This is a genomic window from Myxacorys sp. (genome assembly GCF_059501405.1).
Window position 1 is genome coordinate 29,137 of sequence record NZ_JCACCM010000054.1, and the last position, 19,599, is coordinate 48,735.

The following is a 19,599-nucleotide window of genomic DNA, read 5'->3' on the forward strand; positions in this document are numbered from 1 at the left end:
GTTTTACCAAACCCACACTTCCTTGCTGCACAACCCAGACCAAGGGTATCGAGGCGATGTTGATTGGACACTTTTTTGCCGAGCAACAGCGTTCAGTTGAAGTTGAGTTGAGTCAACGTCCAACCGCAAGGAAAGGATTTCAAGTTGAACCTGAACGATGGATTGTTGAACGGACTTGGACATGGCTAGAGAATGCAAGAGCACTACCCACGAGACTATGAAACTCTGCCTGAGAATCATGAAGACATGATTTACGTGGTCATGATTCGGTTGAGGCTACGGAGGTTAACAAACAACCGTCGAATGAGAAGGCTCAAACCCACTTAACTACCTTTTACAAACAGTTTCTAAGTCCCCATAACTCAAGGCATAACGACAATACCAGCGCACGTTCATCAGCAAGATGATTTCAGGCAAAAAGTGCCGCCACCTGAACAGGGAATCAATCGTCATTTAGAGCAAAGCTAGAGAAAATTAGGCTTCCCTACTTTACCATTTTTGCGACACAACCAGCTTTACGGTTTTGAAGAACCTTGGGGACATCGGTCTACCGCAATCTCAACATATCAGGGGAAAGTGTATCTCAAGCCAAATTTATCGAAGAACTCTTTGGAATTAATGTTTAATAGAATGCGAACGAGATGCTTCGTTTGTCATTAAAAAGTACTTGTGACACAACCGATTCATCTCGACTGAAGCCTCTGGAGTTTGTCTTTGATTCTTTGCAGATTTCCCAATTTCTTTTCTAATCTCTTAGTTTGATCCTGACAATCTCTCAGATAGCTTTTAGTATCTACCTGACTATGGTTTGTTACAACAGAGCTTCTGCTAGTGATATCCAAGAAAGCTTTGATGCTCTCATCAAAGCTGTTAATTTCTTCTTTTAACTGAGTTTCTAATCTTTGAACTATCCTCTCAACAAAGTGATTCTTGACTACTCTGTAGTAGTAATTCTTCAGGTCTTGTCTAATTTTCTCTGCTGATTTATGAATTTCTAAGTCTCTATTTTTTTGATAGCTTTTATACAAATTATATGTCAAACAAGTAATAATGCCAAGGACAACAATAGACAAAAATAAAGAGCCAGAGATCTGTTTGTTGATGGTTCTGATAATATTAGGTCTGCTGACACCAAGAAAACTGAAGAGAAATAAAATACCCATGACTTGAAAGACGGAACCTCTAATTCTCTTGAAAAAATAAATCCAAGCCGGCTCTTGCTGATATTCAATTCTGACAGGTATTCTTCTTAGAGAAGCTTGAAAAGCTCCTTCAAGCTCAAGCCTACGCTTAATTTTCACAGTGAAGTCTTTGTTGCTATTTGCACAGACTTTCTTTAGCAGTCTATTTGAGCTTTCTACTAAGCTTTCCAAACCGCCATTACCATATTCCTTAAGAATCTTTCTCCATTCTTCATCGACCCACTTCAGCAGTTCACTTTCGCAGAATTGCACAATGAAGTCATTTACGTTTGACTCAACCCCTTTAGCTCTTAGTTCTAGATATTTCTTACCTTCTTGCTTGAAGATTTGCGCTTCTAAGCTATCCACAAGTTCCTGAATTTTCTGTAAAATACTATCTGCCAAAAAATCATCTAGTAAATCTTGTTTTGCATGGCTGACTGAAGACTCGATCGCTCTTAGCAATCCGATCTTTTGCTCATTAATTGCTTTTGATAGTAAAGATACGTCTTCAATGCTTTTTCTATGTCCTTGTAATTGCTGAGCTTTAACTTTCTCAATCTCTTGCTCAAGCTTTTCTTTCTTGTTCGAAAAAACTTGGCTAACTTCAGTAGTGATTAAGATAGTTTGAGATAAGATACGTTGAAGCTTAGTAGAACTGTTTTGTTTTTCAGTTATGGAGGCCAACTGCTGATTTAGAGCTTCTAAACTTATAGGAAACTTCTCTTGCTGAGTAACCTGGAAAACCTCGATCGGTTCATATATTGAAGTGATCAAAAACGCTTTAAGCTCAGCGTTAACACTGACTAAATGTAATATTTTTTCTGCTTCTAAGCTTTCGCCTTTGGAATCTACAACCAGAAATAGAATGTCGCAATTTACTAATCTTCTATAGGGGTTGTAGTTAGCCTCGATCGAAATTTCATCTGAGATAGGTGGACACTCGAACATAAGTTGAGGACTTTTGGAGCTTGAAAGTCTGTCACCCAAGACGATACGATCGCCAGATTCTAGAATGTGCTTGCCAACAAGTAGTTCGCCATTAATATAGGTGCCATTCCTACAATCAGCGCAGTTTTGGACTTGCCACTGATCGGGAGAACCATGGTCGTTTGTTGAGTAACCATGCACCTCTAGATGCCGTCCACTCACACAGGTATAGTGATCAGGAATGTAGATATCACACTCAGGTTCACGTCCAATTAATGCTCCTTCTAATGAAAGTGTGTAACGAGTCTGTTTAACCTCGTTTTCTAGTGGTTGCAGCACCAAAAAAGCTGGACGTACAGACTTTTGTTTTTGTAGCAATTGATTTGGCAATTCATGAAACCGAAACTGATATTTCTGCTCTAGATCTTGATTAGGATTTAGGAGACGATGAAACGAGTTTGCTAAGTCTCGATCACTACTCAGAAAATGAATAGCTAGCTTTTCTGACCCTAAATCATCAATAATTTGATCTAAATCTTGATCAATCTGTTGAAAGAATTGACTTTGGCAAAAATCTTCGGCAATTAGCTGTTTTAGTTCCTGGATGTGAGTTAATAGCTGACTATTCCTAATTGCCATACGGTTAAATCCCTAATTCAAAAAATCAGCATTTACTTTAAGGTATAAATCACAATGCCACCTTCTCTGTCACCAGCCGCCAGCATTCGGCCCTCTGGACTAAACGCCAGTGCAGTAACTTCCGTTAGATGATTTGAGAAGCTGGCAATTGTCTGACCTGTGTGCCAGTTCCAAATTCTAACTGTGCCGTAAGTGCCGCCTCCAGCAACTATTTTTGCAGTCGGGCTACTTGCGATCGCCTTCACACCACCTAAATCCGCTTGTATGGTAGGCAACGTATGTTCACTCAGTGCATGTAAATTCCAGATGCGAATTGTATCGTCTTCGCTACCCGTGAATAGGATTGCGCCATCCACATCAATTGCAACAGCATTAACAGCGTTTGAGTGTTTGTGAAAGCTTTGCGATTTATTAGATGTGAGATGAAACATTCTGACGGTGCCATCAGCGCTTCCTCTAGCAAGAACATCAGCAGCGGGGTTAAATGCGATTGACTGAGAACGTTCATCTGGAAGCTGCTTCGTTTCAGATAGCTTTGGCTGAATTTTCCACAGCTTGATCTTGCCTACTATCCCCGCTGCTAAATCGCCATACTGACTCAGTGCAAGTGACCAGACAATCTGCTGGGTTAGAATTTGGTTCGTCTTTTTATGATGCTTTAAGTCCCAAAGTTCAATCGACTTACCCTCTGTAGCGATCGCTAGAGTGTTTCCATTTGCACTACTAGACATTGCCAAAATCTGACTTTGAGTTTGAGTGAGAGTCGTGGTCAATGACGGATTGTGTACATCTCGCAGCTTGACTAAACCTGCTTTGCTGCCAGAGATTAGGGTCTTGCGATCGGGTGCGAATGCTAAGAATTTTATTGATGATGAGTGTTCTTTAAATTTACTCTTTTCCTCAAAAGTGGCTGATGTTTCTCGACTGTTGGCTGTTTCACTGCTGTTTGTATTTGAGGAATGGGCAGATTTATTGGTATGACTGAAAATCAGAAAAAGCGGCAGCCCAACGACCGTAAAAATTAAAGAGCCAGACACAATCAGAACCCTCTTTCTTAACCATCGATGAATCGTATTCACTACTTCTTTAGGCTGTGGCGCTCTCTGTTTATCTGCAAGGCACTCAATCAATTCCCGTGATAATTCTTCAGAGCTCAATTTTTTCTTCGGTGGAGGCGCTAAAATTTTGGGAAGGGAACCCGCTTCCGACAGTTGTTCAAAGTCCTCCATATCTGTATAAGAATCTGCAGTACTACCGGCTCTCAACTCTGTTGGAGTATAAGCGTGTAAATTGTGAGACGTAGTAATCTCTGTGGGTGTGTAGTTGTTAGAGGAGCTAGTAGCAATGCGTTCCAGATCCCGCAACACACAATCAGCGCTTGAGTATCGGTTTTGAGCGCTAATACACACCATGTCGTCAAGAATAGATTTGAACTCAGGACGAATTTTTAAGCTTTCAGACCAGCTAATTTTTTGAGTTCTGAGCTCTCTAAGCTGTATTAAAGATTCTGGCGCAGCTTTAGTTAATACCTCAATACAAGTCATTCCCAACGCATAGATATCGCTGTTTGGCTCTGGAATTCCAGCGAGTTGTTCTGGAGGACTATATCCACGGCTGTGAATGATGGTGGATGACTGCTGACGATCGCAGCAAGCTTGTTTGACGGCCCCAAAATCAATTAGAAACAGCTTTTGATCTAACGTTCTGCGGACAATATTTTCGGGTTTAATATCGCGATGAATAATTTTGCGAGAATGAAGAAACGCTACAATTTCAAGCATTTCTTGCAAAAATAGAATCGCTTGGCTTTCATCCCACGGTTGCTGACTGTCTAACTCTTCTCTTAACGTTTTTCCTTCAATGTATTCTTGCACCAAATAGAATTCTTGATCTTCCTCGAAGTAGTCCAAGATTTGAGGAATTTGCTCATGACCTCTAATTTGATGTAGGGTTTCTGCCTCGCGATCGAACAGCATCTTTGCTGTCTTAACCGATTCAGGATCAGTGCTTTGCGGCTTTAGTTGTTTAACCACACACATGGGCTGATCTGGCAGCTTGAGGTTCTGAGCCAGGTGGGTTTGTCCAAACGCTCCTGCCCCCAGCGGTTTGATAATTCTGTAGTGATGAATAATTTTGTTATGCATTTCCACAGTCACCTCAGAATCAAGTACTTCGCGGACTACAGCGATAGCAAGTGGGCATGTTTATGTGAGGTTGTGACATTGTTCATGACAACTCCAAGCAATTTGATGTCGCTAAATTCTGTTAACTTTTCAATTACGATCTTGAAGCTACTGCGATCGGTGTAACCGGGTCGAGTCACCAGGATTAGCCCATCGGTGTGGGGTTCAATCAACAGCGCATCGCTGAAGCGCAAAGCGGTTGCGTCAATCACCACAAACTCGAACTTATCCCGCGCCAGCTTTAACAACTCCTGCATCTGGCTAGATTCTAAAGCCTCTGTCACCTGCTCTACACAGCTTGAACTAGGCAAAACAAATAAATTCTTAATGTGGGGGGCTGGCTGAACGCTTTCAATCTGCATACTCTCGATTAGAGAACCTGATTCCGCACTCTCATGGGTAGCAACCCCCAACGCCTGTACCTGAGAAGATGCACGCAAATCTGCTTCAATCAACAGAGTTTTCTTTCCGGCTCTGGCTGACGCGATCGCCAAATTGTAGGCAGCGATCGTTTTACCTTCGCTCTTACGAGTGCTGGACAGCACAACCATTTTGAGTGGCTGACTCTGACCATGACGATTCAGACTACTCCGAAGTAACTCGTAAGCGTTTAAATAGGGCGAGTCTGTCCTGATTAAAACTGGAGTCTTTTGCCCGGCTTGCTTAGGAATATGCGGTAAAACTCCTAGAAACGGCACCCGTTGCTTCAGAATGGCTTGGACTTCTTCAGGAATTAAAAGTCTACCTCGCAGCACATCTAGTAGCAGTACTGTAGTGCCAGCAATAAGGACTGCTAACACACCTCCTGCCAGCAGAATGACAGGACGATTCAACCACCAATTGGATATCTCTTTAGCTTGGGGTGTGCCTTCGCTCACCCAATCGCTTCTAGTTTCTGCTTTCTTTAGTTCAGCTGCTGCCAACTGCTTTTCTGTCTGATCAAAGGTTTCTCGATAGCGAACGACCTCCTTTGTCAGTTTTTCCTGCTCTAGTTTCAGTTCTGTCCCGTCCTGATAATTTCGCCGTAGCTCGGGTTCAGATCGACTGAGAATGCCTAACTCTTGAGCTAAACGGTCGCGTTGCGTCTGCAAATTTACCAGCTTATTGGCAAGATCTTGTCGTGCTTTATCCAGGCTACTGACTCTGCGAAGAGCAACCGTTTGGATTGAGGAAATCCCGTTATTCTCACCTGCAATGTCTGCAACTCTCTGTTGAAGTTGAACTTCATTGACTTGCTGTTGCTGCTGTAGTGCAATGATGTCAGGATGTTTAGGCTGTAGTTCGCGACGCTGTACTTCAACCTGTGATTTGATGTCAGCAATTTTTGTGGTGAGGTTAGCGATCGTCGCATCAGCACTCAGCGCCGACGCAACATAGGCTTGCTGTGGAGTCATTCCAAGTTGATTTTGAAGACTGGCAATTTCGGCATCGGTTCCTTGAAGCTGCTGACGAAGTTGGCGCTGTTGCTGTTGAATCGTTGTAATTGCAGAAACCAAACTACCGTCTATAGCTGCCTGAATCGCAGGCTTCTCCTGTCTGCCAAACTCTCTCAACTCCTCTTCGGCAACTCGAAGATTCTTCTCGAGCAATCCCCTTCGTTGTCCTAGCAGTTTGAGCGATGCTTCAACTTCCCGACGCTTGCTCGCGAGGTTTTGATTGCTCACTGTGTTGACAAACGATTCAACAATGAGTTTTGCTTTCTCTGCGTTGCTATCTTGAGACCGAATCAAAATCTGATTTTCTTGCTTGGGATCTTTCTCTAACTTAATACGATTCCGCAGTTCATTAGGTGCAATCGACTGGTCTTTTGCCTCCAACGCATCAGAAGTTTGTTGCAGTAGCTGATCAGACATCAACGATTCAGGACCAGGAATCAACTTCTGCGCTGCTGGTTGAGTTCCAGTTGCTGGAGTTGCTTCGACAGCAGGTTTATACAGTAGTTTCGCCTGAGCGAGATGAGTGGTTTCAGGCAGTCGCGGCGCTATGGCTCCAGCAATCGCTGAAATGCAAGCAAAGGAAGCAAGTCCTGCCCACTTATACTGATTCAATGCAGCAAGGTAGCGCTTCAGAAACAGATGAACTTTCATAGATTTATCCCTGATTTTAACGGTCTTCTTTTTCAGAGCCAAATACTTTGTTGACCCCATTACCTGCGGTGTCAAAGAACAACAGAAATCCCAAAGTATCTTTGAAGGGTTGTGTCACTTGATTCAAGAAGTGATTGATTTTGGAAATTAAGTTGCGATTGATGACAATCACATCGTTATTTTCCAGTGTCGGATTTTGGGAAGAGTTGCCCTTCAAAGCATCTCTGGCGTTGATTTTGATTTCGATCGCTCTTCCTTGCGCTTGATCAAACCGAATCAAACTCACTCTTTTTAAGTTAGTATCTTTGAGGTTTGGCTTAATCGAGGTCAGTGCATCCACAAACTCGCTCCCATTGGGCAAACGCAAACGATTCACGCCGCTGGAGTGATCCAATACCCGGACGGTGATTTCTTTTTGTGCAACATTAACACCCGCAGCCAAATTGCGATCGTACTCGTTTGCTTTCTCAGGAGCTAAGGTGGAGATTGCAACGATATCGCCATCAACTAACCGCAGATCGGATGGTTCGCTGCCTTTGAGCAGTGGGGTGTAGAGGTCAATTTGTTGAGTTTGTAATGACTCGTTTCCCGCTCGTCGTCGCACCTGCACTGTGCTAAGGTCGGCAAGCCGAGTCGTACCGCCTGCTTCAATCAGGGCAGCCGGAAGTCGAGGATCTTGTAAAGGATAAAACCCAGGCTTTACAACTTCACCCGTGACCATAACTTTGACGGGTCTAGTACTGGCTAAAACTAATCCAACTTGAGGATTCACTAAATATTCAGTTAAACCCGTCCGAATCTTTTCCTGCGCTTGCTCAAGCGTCAGATCTTTTAGAGACAGAATCCCGATTAATGGCACTGGAACATTTCCAGCCCAATCTAAGGTTGCATTGAAGTTGTAGTCTTTCCCGCGTGGTGAAATATTGGCAGAAATAGCGTCTCCAGGACCCAAACGGTAGGTGCTAAACTCCGCTTTTTCCGAAGGGTTGAAGTCGGTACGATCGTCGAACTCTTGCCTGAGCTTCCTGAGCAGAGCTGGAGTCCGAAGGTAGTCAGGAGCATTGATTTCAACAGGGTTGGTTTCTGACTGTTCTTGACTAGCTGCAACTGGAGTGAAACTGGCTGCACTCAGTCCCCACAGAAGACAGGAGAAGGGCAAAATCCGAAGTAGCGTTTGAGCGTTTTCAATCGGTGAGTGAAGGTGGTGAGAAATTGTGTTGTTCATGATGGCAACCCTTTGACGATCGAGATGAAGTCATTTTTGCGATCAACAAACTCTATAGTTTTTCCAGCGATTCTTTGGCATCTGACAGCAACTGAATGGCTGTTTTACAACCGTCATTGGTTAAGTCTGTACCGTCTACTAATATGCGACCAGCATCTACAACGCTGGAGCTAGCCGTTTCAACGGCACTATTCAGCTTACCCATCAGTTCTTCTAGCTGTTGGGCGTTGTCTTCGAGCTGAGCAAACAAGGCTTCCTGTCCCTGTCCTACCTGCTCCATCAACCCCTGCATAGACTGTTCAACGCCATCTCCCACTGCCTGGATTTGCTCGTTGAAGTGATCCACGATGCCATCTAAATGCTCGGTTAAACCAGTAGTGCTATTGGTAACTGCTGGAACAGCTTGATCTGAAATGAACCCCTCAAAAGATTCGATCTGTTGATTGAGTTCAGTTTGAAATCCTTGTAGGTCGCCATTAACCGTTTGAAGCTCCTGCAGGGTTTGTGTCACTGCCTGTTCTAGCTCAGTCCCTATGTCTTTTTCGTCCAGGTGGTTGAGTGCGTTCTCAGCTTCTTGCAAATCTCCTTCTAACTCAGGAGAAAGTTCATTTAATTTGTCATCAACGGCAGCGATCGCTCCTTTCGTATCCTCCAACTCCTGCACTAATTCTTGCTGCACGGTATCAATTTTTTGCTTGAGTTGCGCGATCGTTTGCTCGACAGAATCCGCTTCAGCAGTTAGTTCACTTTTGCTGGTGGTAACTTGTTCTAGAAGTGACTGTGCCTGATCGCTAAATTTGGTCCAGGCTTCTTCAATCTGCTGTTTGAAGTTTGTTAGTTCTGTTTTTGTGGTTTGTAACTGAGTGTGAGTTTGATCTACTTCACCGAGTAAAGCAGACAGCTTTCCGGTTGTTTCTGCTGCCGCACTTTGAAAATCTGCCATCGATCGTGTCTCCTAATCACTAATAGGGTTCTCGCCTCAAACGCTATGACCACGGAAGCGCAAATTTGTCTGCCAGTTCACGGGCATCATCGACACCCTTCTTCAGCGGTTCCATGAGTTCTTTGAGTTCGTCAAACTGAGAATCTAACTCCTCACGCTTTGAAGAAATCTCTCCCTCAACATCTGACAGATCGTCACTTAACCCGCGAATGACTTCTACAACAGGGTCGATCGCGCTTTCGATCGTTGATTGCAGAGTTTCAACGTCTTGTTTAGCAGTGTCTAACAATCCGTCCAGTTGTGTCCTCACTGCTTTATCCTGAATATCGGTGAGTTGAGTGTCTAGTTCTTCGATGTCGGTAAAAGCATCCACGACTTCCTGAACTTTACTGTCTACTTCTTTCTGTGCCTGATCCAGTTCATCGGTAAGTTGACTAACTTGACTGGTAAGCGTAGTCTTTGCGGTTTCGATGCCCTGTTGAACTTCTTGGATTTCTTGAGCGATCGTATCCACGACACCATCCAACTGTTCTTGGCTTGATTGCACTTTGCCATGTGCCTGACTCAGCATCGTTAGAGCATTCTGCCCCGATGTTCCAATCGAATTTTGTCCCTCTTCTAGGTTGCCTTTGAGTTCTGTCAGCTTTCCTTGCGCTTCTTGAAGCTCTGTCGCTAGCTCACCCTGTGCTGCGGAACCTTCACTCTTCAAAGATTCAAATTCACCGTCTAACGATGACACTTCTTCAGTGAGTTGCGATCGTTGATTCGACAATTCTGTTTGCAAACCATCTAATGCCGTTTCAACCTGACTCAGCAGATCTGCTACTTTGTCGTTCATATCGTCCAGATGGGTTTCTAATCCATCTACTTCTTCCTGAACTGCCGATAGTTCCTGAACCAAGAGGTTCATTTTCTCTGGTACGTCTGTTGCCATTTGTTCTAATGAAGATGCTGCATCACTCATATTTGGCTACCTCTTGATAAATGGTTAGAAATGCTGGACTCGAAACTCTGCAAAATTAAGCTTGAAGTCTGGACAATGCTGTTCTGAACTCGACGGTTGATGCTTTGAGGAGGAAATTTCTCATTTTGATCGCGATCGTTAGAGTTCTGCACTCGAAGGTTGCTGTTTTGATCGCGATCGTTGGAGCTTTAAGCTCGAAACTTGGTGTTCTGAACTTGGAGTTTCGACCTCCGAGGGGGAGACTTGCTGTTCTGGACTTGAAACTTTGACTTCTAGAGAGAAAGTTTCGTGCTCTGATTAGTTGTAAAGTGGGCAGTGCCCACTTTACTTGACAGTTTGCTACTAAAAAACACCGCTTACGAAAGTAAATTTGATGATAAGCTGCGCGAAAGGTGCCTTACTCCTCTTGCTTAGCTAGAGTTAGCATGTGCCGATTGTGGTCAACCATACAGAGGAAGTATTCATCAAAACTAGAAAATCTCTCAATTTCACCTCCCGCAAACCATATAACCATTCCTGGAGAGACTGAATTGGGACGTGTAATCACAAAAAAGTCAATGTCAGTATTTGAAACTGCTATGGGTAGTAATTCATCTTTAGATAAATTACTTTCTCTCAAAACATCATCGATCGTGTCTAAAAACATAAGCGCGCGTGCCATCTTCCCTCCCCCAAGCAAGTCACTCGTTCCGAATAAGTCAACGTCTTGGTAAAAACCCTGCCACCCGTTGGCATGTTGTAGGAATAGTCTATATCTGAGATCCAAAGCATGTCCAAGGTGTTTTTCAACTTCCTCTAATTGCGCGCCAGTAGCAGCTACTTCTGGTAGGTGCCAAGGCCAAAAATAAGACTTGTCTTCGTCATGGAGTACCTGCTTGACGTAAACCATGACAACGATTTCTTTCTTCCAGTCCTCAATCATGTTTCCTCCTAGAAATTCTCTTTGAGTTAAGTGTTACCGCATCTTGAAAGAGTTAAGAGCCTTGATTCAATCTGAAAATTCTTTTATTACATTATTAGCCATCGGCAACGCCTCCGTACTCAAATCCTGTTGGTTGATATCCTTCTGGGTACTTAGACTTATTAGCACTCTGCCCAGCTAGGCTGCTGTTGACTTTAGGGTCAATGTCCATCCACGAGTGAGGCTCTGGTCTACCGACCCATGTGGTATCTGGAACATGTCCAACAGAACCTTGATATGATTGTCCTGCGGCGGTGGCTCTATTTCGTTCTCGTCTTGCTGCATTTGTAGCTTCTCTTGCTAAATCACCTTTTGTTGAAACCCTACCTGTGGGAGACAAAGCCCCAGCCGCTAAAGCGTCATTACAACCATCAACATATTGTCTAACCTGCTCAATCTGTTCTGGAGTTGATCCTGGAGGAGCAGTGAAAACTACAGGCCCTCCTGAAGAAGGTGTTACCCTAGCAACTTCTGCTGCCGTATCCGTAGCTCTAGCTGCACCTGCCGCAGCATCTATACCTTTGGCTCCCAACTTAGCAGCGGCAGCAGCATCACCCACTACAGGAACAGCAGCGACGGCTGATAAACCAGCCATTGCATAATTTCCTTCTGCTGCGTACAAACCTGCGTTGAGCAAATCTGCTGCAACGCCCACTCCTGGGATGAAACCTGCAACATCTAAAACTGTATGAGCAATGTCAAACAATCCTTCTTGTGGAGGTTCTGGAGGTGGAGGTTCTGGTTTGGGTTCAAACATCCCACGGGCTTCTGCCAACAGGTCACTCGCTCTCTGTTGCTCGCCCCTCGCTGCATCAATACGAGCCATCAAATCTGCTGCACTCATGATGTTTTACTGAAATAGACAACATTGAACTGGCACGATCGCTAATCAATCCCCAACGATCGCTTAACCAACCATCTCTTTAACCATTTCATCAGCAGCCACCAAAACGTTTCCAGCCGTAACGATGTCTTGAACGATCGGTTTGATCTCATTCGTGACAGACAAGCCATCCTCAAATGAAGTATTAGCTTCGTTCACTTCGCTGATTAGTTCATCAGTTGTACTGTCTACAACATCATTTACAGCTTCTTCAATCCTGGTTTTAAACTCGTTCTCGCACTCATCCGCCAAATCAGAAATGACCTCTGAAACATCCTGTTCGTACTGATCAGCTAGGTCTTCAGCTTCTTTGCTGAACGTTTCAAACTGTTCTCTCAGACTGGTTTCGCAACTATCAGCCGTAGTTTGAATTTCGCTAGCTTGCTCTTGACGCAGATCTTCACTGAGTTCACTGAAACCTGTTTCAATTTCCTCCCGATGAGTCTCAGTAATGTCAGTCATTAATTCGTCTAGATCGCTGTCTAGTTCTGACAATGGCTCAACTTGCTGCTGAAATTCCGCAAGCCCTTGATCCAGGGTTTGAAACGCCTGCCGTGTCTCCTCGATCGATTGGGTCAGCGAATCCTCTAGTTGACTAATTGCATCTGCTGTCTGAGCCAGTGCTTGCTCCACTTCGGCGGCTTCTGCTTCAAATTCCGGAATAGCATTTGCCACTTCTTGAAACCCGTCTTGGAGTTCGGCGATCGCCCCTCCCGCCGCCTCTAACCCATTCGTAGCTTCTGTTACCGCTTGCTGCCACTCATCCAACTCCTGAACGACTTCCGACTCTGCCCCTTCTAGTGTGTCTTCTGCCTGCTGCAAACTCTGCTCTAGCGCGTCCAGATGAGCCTCGATTTCATTCCCCTGACTCAGGGCATCGCTTTCCGATTCCACCTCCGAACACACATCTTTTAACTGTGTGGCGACTTGCTCAAGCACACCCGACAATCGCTCCAAGCTCTCAGCAGTTTCATCAACATTCTGATTAAGCTCTACAACTTCTGACATCCCTCATCTCCTTTCAAGCTGAATAGTTAACCGAGTTCTTCTTCAACGTCTTCCAGCACTGGCATGATTTCCTGAATCACAGAAATTGCATCGCCAGCGCGATCGATTACTTCACCAAACTTGTCATTCATGCGCTCACAGTCATCAGTTCCCGCCTCACCTGTATTAGCAAGAGCCGTTGCTAACTTCTGAGCAGAAGTCGTAATTTCGCCGCCAATCTCGTTAAACTTCTCTTGAATTGCAGTCATTGTCTCATTGGCTGCCGTTGTCAGCGCTGCATCTACCTGACTTAACTGAGTACTGCTCTCCTGCACCAGATGGTCAAAATCCTGCTGTAAGGTTTGCAGCTTTTCACCTACTTCTTGCGAGAGCGAGTTAAATTCTTCCATTAAGTGAGTTCTGCGACCTTCAAATTCGCTTTTAGCGGTTTCAACGGTATTCCCCAAGTCCTCAACACCTTGAACCGCCTCATCTTCTAAACCATCCACATCCGCCTCAAATCCTTGTGCTTGTTGAGTTAGAGTATCCACATCTTGTTGAATCTCCCCCGCTTTCGACTCAACCTCCGTCAGCATTTCTTCTGCACGGCTCTTTAAACCACCCAGCTGAGTTTGAATCTGATTAGCGAATTGTTCGAGTTGATCCTCAATTCCTTCCGCCTTTTGTCGTAGCTCACTGATATCTTCTTTCGTAGTTTGGAGTTCCGTCTCCAACTTTTGATTCAATTCCGCTAGCTGGCTACCCACTGTCTCAAACCCTGCGAATACCGCTTGTTCTTTCTCGGCGAGGTTTGCAACTAAGCTAGTTGCAAGCTGTTCTAGTTGATTCACTTCGTTTAAAGCGGTGTCTGCTTCTTGAGAAAGCACTTGCATCCGCTCTAAATTTTCGTCAATCAAGACATTAATGTCTGGCATATATGTACCCTACTCCTAACAGAACGAAAAGACGAGGAATGGTCGTTCGTAACCTATGAAAACTGGACGATTGCCTGGAGAAGCTGTTTTTTTATCAGCCTCAACTTATTACACGTCGATCGCGATTCAGTTATGCAGCAACTTCAAACCGTTTCTTGGTAATGCTTCTAGGAAAGAACAGAAGAAACGCATAGACTTTGTGTTACGAGGATGTGTCTGCGTTGCTCATTGTCTTGCTGGTTGCTCATTGTATTGGTAGAGGAAGTTCCAGATTGAGCAAATGTGATTGTCTAGTATCTCTTTATTTAAGCTGCGTAACCAACATAGTTGGACGTCAATTGATGGAAGTTATTTCGTCAAGCAGGCTGGCCATTCGCTGTTTTCTCCTTCTGAATAGCCATCTTCGAGCGTTAGAGGATCAATTAAATCTCCAGACTGAGCCAAGCTGACTGAGGTAGTGTGCGATCGGGGATATATACCACATTCATAGCTTTCTCCTTGATGAGTCATAAACGACAGCCGGGGCAGAAGCGATCTCATTTGCCTCTGTTAATTTCTCACGTTCAACCGCTAAGAATTATGCACGGGTTAACTTACGTCTTTGTTATTGCTGCCTAATTTTATCCGGACTACTGAACTTAGATTGCTTTATCCATAAGGCTTTAGCCCTCCTTATACAATCTAAATGTTTAACAGCTTATTTCATTCCAAGCTTATTTAGTCGCATTGAGCCAATTTTGGATCTCGTTGACTAGCCATATAAATTCTCCTTCGGTTGCTTGCCATTTCAACATATAGGTTCTTTTCGTGCGGATATTGACCCAAAATTGTGTATATGAAATCGCAGTGCTACTTGTGTAGTGAGTCACTTCTGTTGGAATAATTGAGAGATATTGAATGTCTGAAATTCTGCCTACTTCCGACTTTGATTTATTCCGCACGGCAAAGCAATCGTTTGACGCATCCAACCAAATAGAACCTAGACACGAGAGTTGATTGAATTTCGGGCTTCGTAGGTCAAAAACTGCGAATATACAGAAGACGATTTGGCTTAAGATGAAACCCCATCCCCCCAAACTATTAAACAAAAACGTACCCAACAAAGTCACGACAAAGTAAACGCTAAAACAGAACAAACTTGATGGATGGCGATATCCACGAAACTCTATTTTCAGGGTGTCTTTTGTATTTTCCGTTACGACAATTCGAGGATTAACTCGTTGAACCTTTTTAGTTGAGTTGGGATGAAGTGTTTGAATTCTGCCAAGCAAAGAGTTCTGTGGTTGATTCAACGCTTCATACGCTTCATCAGCACTCGTGAATCGGCACTCTAAAGCAGGTTCGACCAGCTTTTCAATCCAACTGACAAAGCCAGGATTGATCGTAGCTCGATCGCTGAATTGAATTTTGAGATTATGTTGAGGTAAATCAACTGGGGCAGTTCCAGTCAAAAGATGAATAAGCGTTGCTCCCAATGCGTAGAGATCAGACGCTGCAACGGCACGCCCCCAAAACTGCTCCAAGGGCGCATAGCCCACCGTACCCACAACGGTAAACGAGATCCCTGTTAGGGCTGCTTGATCCTGCACGGCTCCAAAATCAACCAGCCAAATTTGTTGAGCTTGATCCAGAATCAGATTGCTGGGTTTAATATCCCGATGTAACACAGGAGGACATAACTTATGCAAGTACATCAAAATTTGCAAAACCTCTTCAGCAATCCGATGAACGTCTTGTTGACTAAATCGTTTTCCTTGTTCGAGTAACTCCTGGAGTGATGTTCCTTGAACATAGTCTTGAACGAGTCCCCACCAGCATAGAGTTGAGCGAGTCGTTTGATTCACTAAGAAATAATCGCGATATCGAGGAATTTTAGAATAGTCAAGATTTTGTAGGACTTGTGCCTCTCGCTCAAATAGTCTCAAATCCTGCCATTGCATTTCGCTAAACATCAAGAGTTTCACAATGATGGATTCAGGAGGCTCGATCGATAAGTCTGTGGCGAGCCAAGTTTGCCGACCTGCTGCGGATCGTCCTAAAGGGTGCTGGAGTTGATAACGGTCTTGTAAAATCAATCCCGACTTAAACACGGCTTTTGTTGAGTTAATGAGCGGTAAGATCAATTCGGTCAAGTGCGTCTCGATTCTGAGACTACTTCTGTGAGCTAAAAATCGTTCTCCAAGCTCTCACAGTACCTTTGCCAATTTCCATGTCTGTTGTTCTGCCATCCTGCCACTCTAAGCGAATTCGCATGTTCTCATTCGGAGCAGCAGGCAAGGCTGATGCTAGTTCAGGAGCGACAGATCCGCTTTCGTAGGTGTAAATCTTGCCCGCGATCGCAAATAAGATTGTTCGAGGAACATGATCGGTGTAAAACGTCTGAAAGACTGGCTCCTGGGTTGGATAGCTTTCTAGTCTTTGCTTATGCTTGCAATCATCGTCTTTTTTGCGCTCTGTTTTACGCTTGCAGTTATACTCAGGAACCCATTGAGTGACCCAAGCGGTTCGATATCCTGTCAGAATTGATTTCTTCTGGGTGTAAGTTGCGCGGATGCCTTGCTTTGACCAACTACTGACAAAGGTGAAGTTATTTGCAAAGTGTTTGTCATACACAACAGCGCCATCAAATGGATCTTCAATGACCTGCGACCATTTAACCTTGGAGTTTTCTGTAATCGGTGCCGACTGCACAGCAAATGCAGTAGATGTCACGAAGGATGAAACTAGACCCAATCCCAAACTCAATAATGGCTTCTTCATGCGAGTACCTATGGCCTGGAAGACATTAAACTCATGAAAGGAAATCTACAGGCAGTTACTTAGCAGTGAGTAACGTAATTTGATCTAGTGCAGCCCGATATCGATCTTGATTGCCAAATTGTGAATAAAACTTTGCTGCCTGTTTGAAATCTGCGATCGCGGCTCCTCTATTTCCTTGCTGAACCTGAATCAGACCTCGGCTGTAAAATGCATGTCCGAAGGTAATAGGGCTGCCCCAGTTCCGATTAATTCTAATCGCTTCACTGTAATCTCTGATTGCCTGTTGAGGCTGTTTCAGATTCGATGCATAGAGTACGGCTCGGTTAAAATAAGCCATTGAGGCGGGTCTAAGCTGAATGGAGCGAGTGAAGTCCTCTAGTGCACCTTGATAGTCTCGCAGAAGGCGTCTTGTTATTCCTCGATTTGAGTACAACGTGGGATCGCTTGGATATCGTTGAATTCCTGCACTAAATACCTGTGATGCTTTCTGAAAATTATTTTGTCTGAGTTGAAGAAGCCCTACTGTTAGATAGTAGCCAATTTGTTGGGCTTGTACTCCGGCTGTGCTTCGCTGCCCAGGAAGGGCATTCAGGGCACCTACTGGAACTGCAAAATTGAAATTTGTCCCAGGAGTGCCTGATGTAACAATCCCGACAACATAGCCGTCCTCATTGAGCAATGGTCCGCCAGAACTTCCAAAGGTAACTGATGCTGTAAATTGAATCAGACCCCTTCCATCGATTCGGCTCACGATTCCATCACTCAGGCTTCTCTCTAGCATTCCAGTTGCTTTAGGACTTGGATTTCCGATCGCATAAACCTTCTGCCCAATTTGAGGTGGCACAGGTTGAATTCTCAAGCTTGGAAGCGGTTTTTTTGGCTGGATCTGGATCATTGCTAAATCAACGTTAGGATTGCGAGACACGACAGTGCCCTGATAAACTGAACCGTCTGCTAACTTAATCCGAACTTGTCGGTTATTTCTGACAACATGCTGATTAGTCAGAATGAGACCTTTGGGGTTCAGAATAAACCCGCTTCCGCGACCGAGTGACCTGCCGTTTGGCACTTCTATCACAGCAACGGCAGGGCTGGATCGCTGATAGATTGTTGCTGGATCAAGTGCAAAAGCGGTATGAGTGACACCTAGCGAGATCGCAATAGAATTGAAAATAGTAACAGTCTTTGAAAGAAGTTTCATGGCAGTTCATTGTAATAGTGATTGTGTTTTCTAACCTTTCGTCCTGGTTGAGGCAACGCCTTTGACAAACTATTTTTGAAGTAATAAAAACACTGAAAAAATGGGAGCAACCATCATGACTCAAAAGCTGAGAATGTCGCTCATTGAATTGGCGGCAACGGTTAGAAAGTTGGAATCGCGAGTGGTAAAGGGCAAACTTTTTCACCGATCGTGATTATGAGTAACCATAGGAATGCTCCCTATTGCGTCAAAAAATAAGAATCGCAACAGCAGCAAACGTAGGTTTTGACACTGGCCTGATCATTTCAACGAAAGTCCGAAGTGTACTGGTTCCATCAATGCAAGCAGTTTCTTCTAACTCTTTGGGCAAGTCAACAAAATATGTATCTACTGTATGAGACTCATTCTTGCATCAAACCCCACAATGGAAAAAGAGCAAACAGGGGCAGATGAGAGCAGTTAAAGAATTCTAGGATGAAGTTTTTCAGCCGAATGCTAGGCTAATTCACATTCATACTTGGATTCATATTCCTATGAGAGTTAATCAGTGGTATGACAGGTTACACAGAATCTGGCGAAAACCTAGATTCGCTCTAATCGGCTTGGGATTGTTGGCTGTTTGTCTAATGTTTGTTATGACAAGCAGCATGCTTCCATTAAATTTAATGCGATCGACGTTGCCAAACTCCAAAAAATCCTATGAGGATAAAGTCACGCTCAGTTTTGTAGTACCAAACGGTGAAGCAGCACAGTGGCAGTCTCTGATTGACGAATTTGAAACAATTCATCTTAACATTAACATCGATTTAGTGAATCTTCGTGACCAGAATGCAATCAAGCCGCAAGACCCTAGAGCCGTCAAACAGCAATACATTGATTCGTTCACATCCGAGAAAGTTCCTCGCTACGACTTAGTTTTCATGGATATTATTTGGGTTCCTGAATTTGCAGAGGAAGGATGGATACGAGAGCTAGACATGAAAATCACAGATCCAGAATTGAAGGAATTTCTCAGCGATGATGTCAATGGTGGAATTTATCAGGAAAAGCTGTATCGAATGCCCGTCCGCTCCGATTTTGGCTGGCTCTACTACCGCACCGATCTACTAAAGCAGGCAGGGTTTGAGCCACCAGAAACGTTTGATGACTTAGAAGAAATTTCTCGGAAACTTAAAGAGCAGGAAATGCCTTGGAGATATCTTTGGCAAGGACGACAAGCTGAAGGGCTCGTCACTGTGTTTGTTGAGGTTCTCCACGGATATGGCGGATTTTGGATTGACCTTAAAACTTTGGACGTGGGACTCGATCGACCTGAAGCGATCACAGCCGTTCAGTTTTTGCATAACACAATGTTCAGTCAGAATCCCATTTCTCCTAAAACACTGACCACTTATCGGGAAGATGAAACGCTCAATCTGTTCCTAACTGGTAATGCCGCCTTTTTACGAAACTGGTCTTATGTTCTGGCACGAGCCAATGTAACGGACGCCAATGTAAAGAACTCTGATATCCGCAACAGAATTGGTGTGAAGCCAATGGTTCATGCACCGGGTTACACGAGCGGAGGCTGTCAGGGCGGCTGGGGCCTAGGAATCGCTAAAAAAACTCAGCATCCAAAAGAGGCTTGGGAGGCAGTTAAATTCTTCACAAGTGAGGCAGCACAGCGCAAACTCTTCCTAGCAGCTGGCGATGGATTACCCACACGACGAAAACTATTTAA

The 19,599-nt window shown here is 44.3% G+C and carries 15 protein-coding genes and 1 pseudogene; 1 reads left to right on the forward strand and 15 read right to left on the reverse strand.

Annotated elements, in window-relative coordinates:
- Positions 1-345: 345 nt before the first annotated feature.
- The 15 genes and pseudogenes from AC5I6P_RS05485 to AC5I6P_RS05555 all read right to left on the reverse strand — a co-directional run.
- Positions 346-453: pseudogene (locus AC5I6P_RS05485) on the reverse strand (IS6 family transposase); the annotation flags it as partial.
- 230 nt (positions 454-683) lie between these two features.
- A complete protein-coding gene (locus tag AC5I6P_RS05490) occupies positions 684-2,750 on the reverse strand; it encodes an FHA domain-containing protein (RefSeq protein WP_495692750.1) in 2,067 nt (688 codons plus the stop codon).
- A gap of 32 nt (positions 2,751-2,782) precedes the next feature.
- A complete protein-coding gene (locus AC5I6P_RS05495; protein ID WP_495692751.1) occupies positions 2,783-4,894 on the reverse strand; it encodes a protein kinase domain-containing protein in 2,112 nt (703 codons plus the stop codon).
- A 35-nt stretch (positions 4,895-4,929) separates the two neighbouring features.
- Positions 4,930-7,020: a GumC family protein gene (locus AC5I6P_RS05500; RefSeq protein ID WP_495692752.1), complete on the reverse strand. Its 2,091-nt coding sequence runs from the start codon at positions 7,018-7,020 to the stop codon at positions 4,930-4,932.
- 16 nt (positions 7,021-7,036) lie between these two features.
- Positions 7,037-8,245: a polysaccharide biosynthesis/export family protein gene (locus AC5I6P_RS05505; protein ID WP_495692753.1), complete on the reverse strand. Its 1,209-nt coding sequence runs from the start codon at positions 8,243-8,245 to the stop codon at positions 7,037-7,039.
- A 52-nt stretch (positions 8,246-8,297) separates the two neighbouring features.
- A complete protein-coding gene (locus tag AC5I6P_RS05510) occupies positions 8,298-9,188 on the reverse strand; it encodes a hypothetical protein (protein ID WP_495692754.1) in 891 nt (296 codons plus the stop codon).
- 43 nt (positions 9,189-9,231) lie between these two features.
- Complete coding sequence (locus AC5I6P_RS05515) at positions 9,232-10,152, reverse strand: hypothetical protein (protein ID WP_495692755.1); 921 nt, start codon at positions 10,150-10,152, stop codon at positions 9,232-9,234.
- Positions 10,153-10,549: 397 nt separating this feature from the next.
- Complete coding sequence (locus AC5I6P_RS05520; RefSeq protein WP_495692756.1) at positions 10,550-11,074, reverse strand: SMI1/KNR4 family protein; 525 nt, start codon at positions 11,072-11,074, stop codon at positions 10,550-10,552.
- A 94-nt stretch (positions 11,075-11,168) separates the two neighbouring features.
- Positions 11,169-11,957 carry a hypothetical protein gene (locus AC5I6P_RS05525; RefSeq protein WP_495692757.1) on the reverse strand — a complete coding sequence of 263 codons (789 nt, stop codon included), beginning with the start codon at positions 11,955-11,957 and terminating at the stop codon, positions 11,169-11,171.
- A 63-nt stretch (positions 11,958-12,020) separates the two neighbouring features.
- On the reverse strand, positions 12,021-13,004 hold the full coding sequence (locus AC5I6P_RS05530; RefSeq protein WP_495692758.1) for a hypothetical protein: 984 nt from the start codon (positions 13,002-13,004) through the stop codon (positions 12,021-12,023).
- A 26-nt stretch (positions 13,005-13,030) separates the two neighbouring features.
- Complete coding sequence (locus AC5I6P_RS05535; protein WP_495692759.1) at positions 13,031-13,918, reverse strand: hypothetical protein; 888 nt, start codon at positions 13,916-13,918, stop codon at positions 13,031-13,033.
- Positions 13,919-14,266: 348 nt separating this feature from the next.
- The gene (locus tag AC5I6P_RS05540) at positions 14,267-14,458 is read right to left on the reverse strand and encodes a hypothetical protein (RefSeq protein ID WP_495692760.1); all 192 of its coding nucleotides are present in this window, start codon (positions 14,456-14,458) and stop codon (positions 14,267-14,269) included.
- Between the two features lie 173 nt (positions 14,459-14,631).
- Positions 14,632-16,050, reverse strand: coding sequence for a serine/threonine protein kinase (locus tag AC5I6P_RS05545; protein ID WP_495692761.1), 1,419 nt, complete (start codon positions 16,048-16,050; stop codon positions 14,632-14,634).
- Between the two features lie 19 nt (positions 16,051-16,069).
- Positions 16,070-16,678, reverse strand: a complete 609-nt coding sequence (locus AC5I6P_RS05550) for a hypothetical protein (protein ID WP_495692762.1) — start codon at positions 16,676-16,678, stop codon at positions 16,070-16,072.
- A 55-nt stretch (positions 16,679-16,733) separates the two neighbouring features.
- Positions 16,734-17,879, reverse strand: a complete 1,146-nt coding sequence (locus tag AC5I6P_RS05555) for a trypsin-like peptidase domain-containing protein (protein ID WP_495692763.1) — start codon at positions 17,877-17,879, stop codon at positions 16,734-16,736.
- A 635-nt stretch (positions 17,880-18,514) separates the two neighbouring features.
- Between AC5I6P_RS05555 and AC5I6P_RS05560 the strand changes: the two genes are divergently transcribed.
- Positions 18,515-19,599: extracellular solute-binding protein (locus AC5I6P_RS05560; RefSeq protein ID WP_495692764.1), on the forward strand; the 1,085-nt coding region annotated here is incomplete at its 3' end.

Coding starts and splice junctions, on each gene's coding strand:
- AC5I6P_RS05490 (WP_495692750.1), bottom strand. CDS start 2,750: ATGGCAATTAGGAATAGTCAGCTATTAACTCACATCCAGGAACTAAAA.
- AC5I6P_RS05495 (WP_495692751.1), bottom strand. CDS start 4,894: ATGCATAACAAAATTATTCATCACTACAGAATTATCAAACCGCTGGGG.
- AC5I6P_RS05500 (WP_495692752.1), bottom strand. CDS start 7,020: ATGAAAGTTCATCTGTTTCTGAAGCGCTACCTTGCTGCATTGAATCAG.
- AC5I6P_RS05505 (WP_495692753.1), bottom strand. CDS start 8,245: ATGAACAACACAATTTCTCACCACCTTCACTCACCGATTGAAAACGCT.
- AC5I6P_RS05510 (WP_495692754.1), bottom strand. CDS start 9,188: ATGGCAGATTTTCAAAGTGCGGCAGCAGAAACAACCGGAAAGCTGTCT.
- AC5I6P_RS05515 (WP_495692755.1), bottom strand. CDS start 10,152: ATGAGTGATGCAGCATCTTCATTAGAACAAATGGCAACAGACGTACCA.
- AC5I6P_RS05520 (WP_495692756.1), bottom strand. CDS start 11,074: ATGATTGAGGACTGGAAGAAAGAAATCGTTGTCATGGTTTACGTCAAG.
- AC5I6P_RS05525 (WP_495692757.1), bottom strand. CDS start 11,957: ATGAGTGCAGCAGATTTGATGGCTCGTATTGATGCAGCGAGGGGCGAG.
- AC5I6P_RS05530 (WP_495692758.1), bottom strand. CDS start 13,004: ATGTCAGAAGTTGTAGAGCTTAATCAGAATGTTGATGAAACTGCTGAG.
- AC5I6P_RS05535 (WP_495692759.1), bottom strand. CDS start 13,918: ATGCCAGACATTAATGTCTTGATTGACGAAAATTTAGAGCGGATGCAA.
- AC5I6P_RS05540 (WP_495692760.1), bottom strand. CDS start 14,458: ATGAGATCGCTTCTGCCCCGGCTGTCGTTTATGACTCATCAAGGAGAA.
- AC5I6P_RS05550 (WP_495692762.1), bottom strand. CDS start 16,678: ATGAAGAAGCCATTATTGAGTTTGGGATTGGGTCTAGTTTCATCCTTC.
- AC5I6P_RS05555 (WP_495692763.1), bottom strand. CDS start 17,879: ATGAAACTTCTTTCAAAGACTGTTACTATTTTCAATTCTATTGCGATC.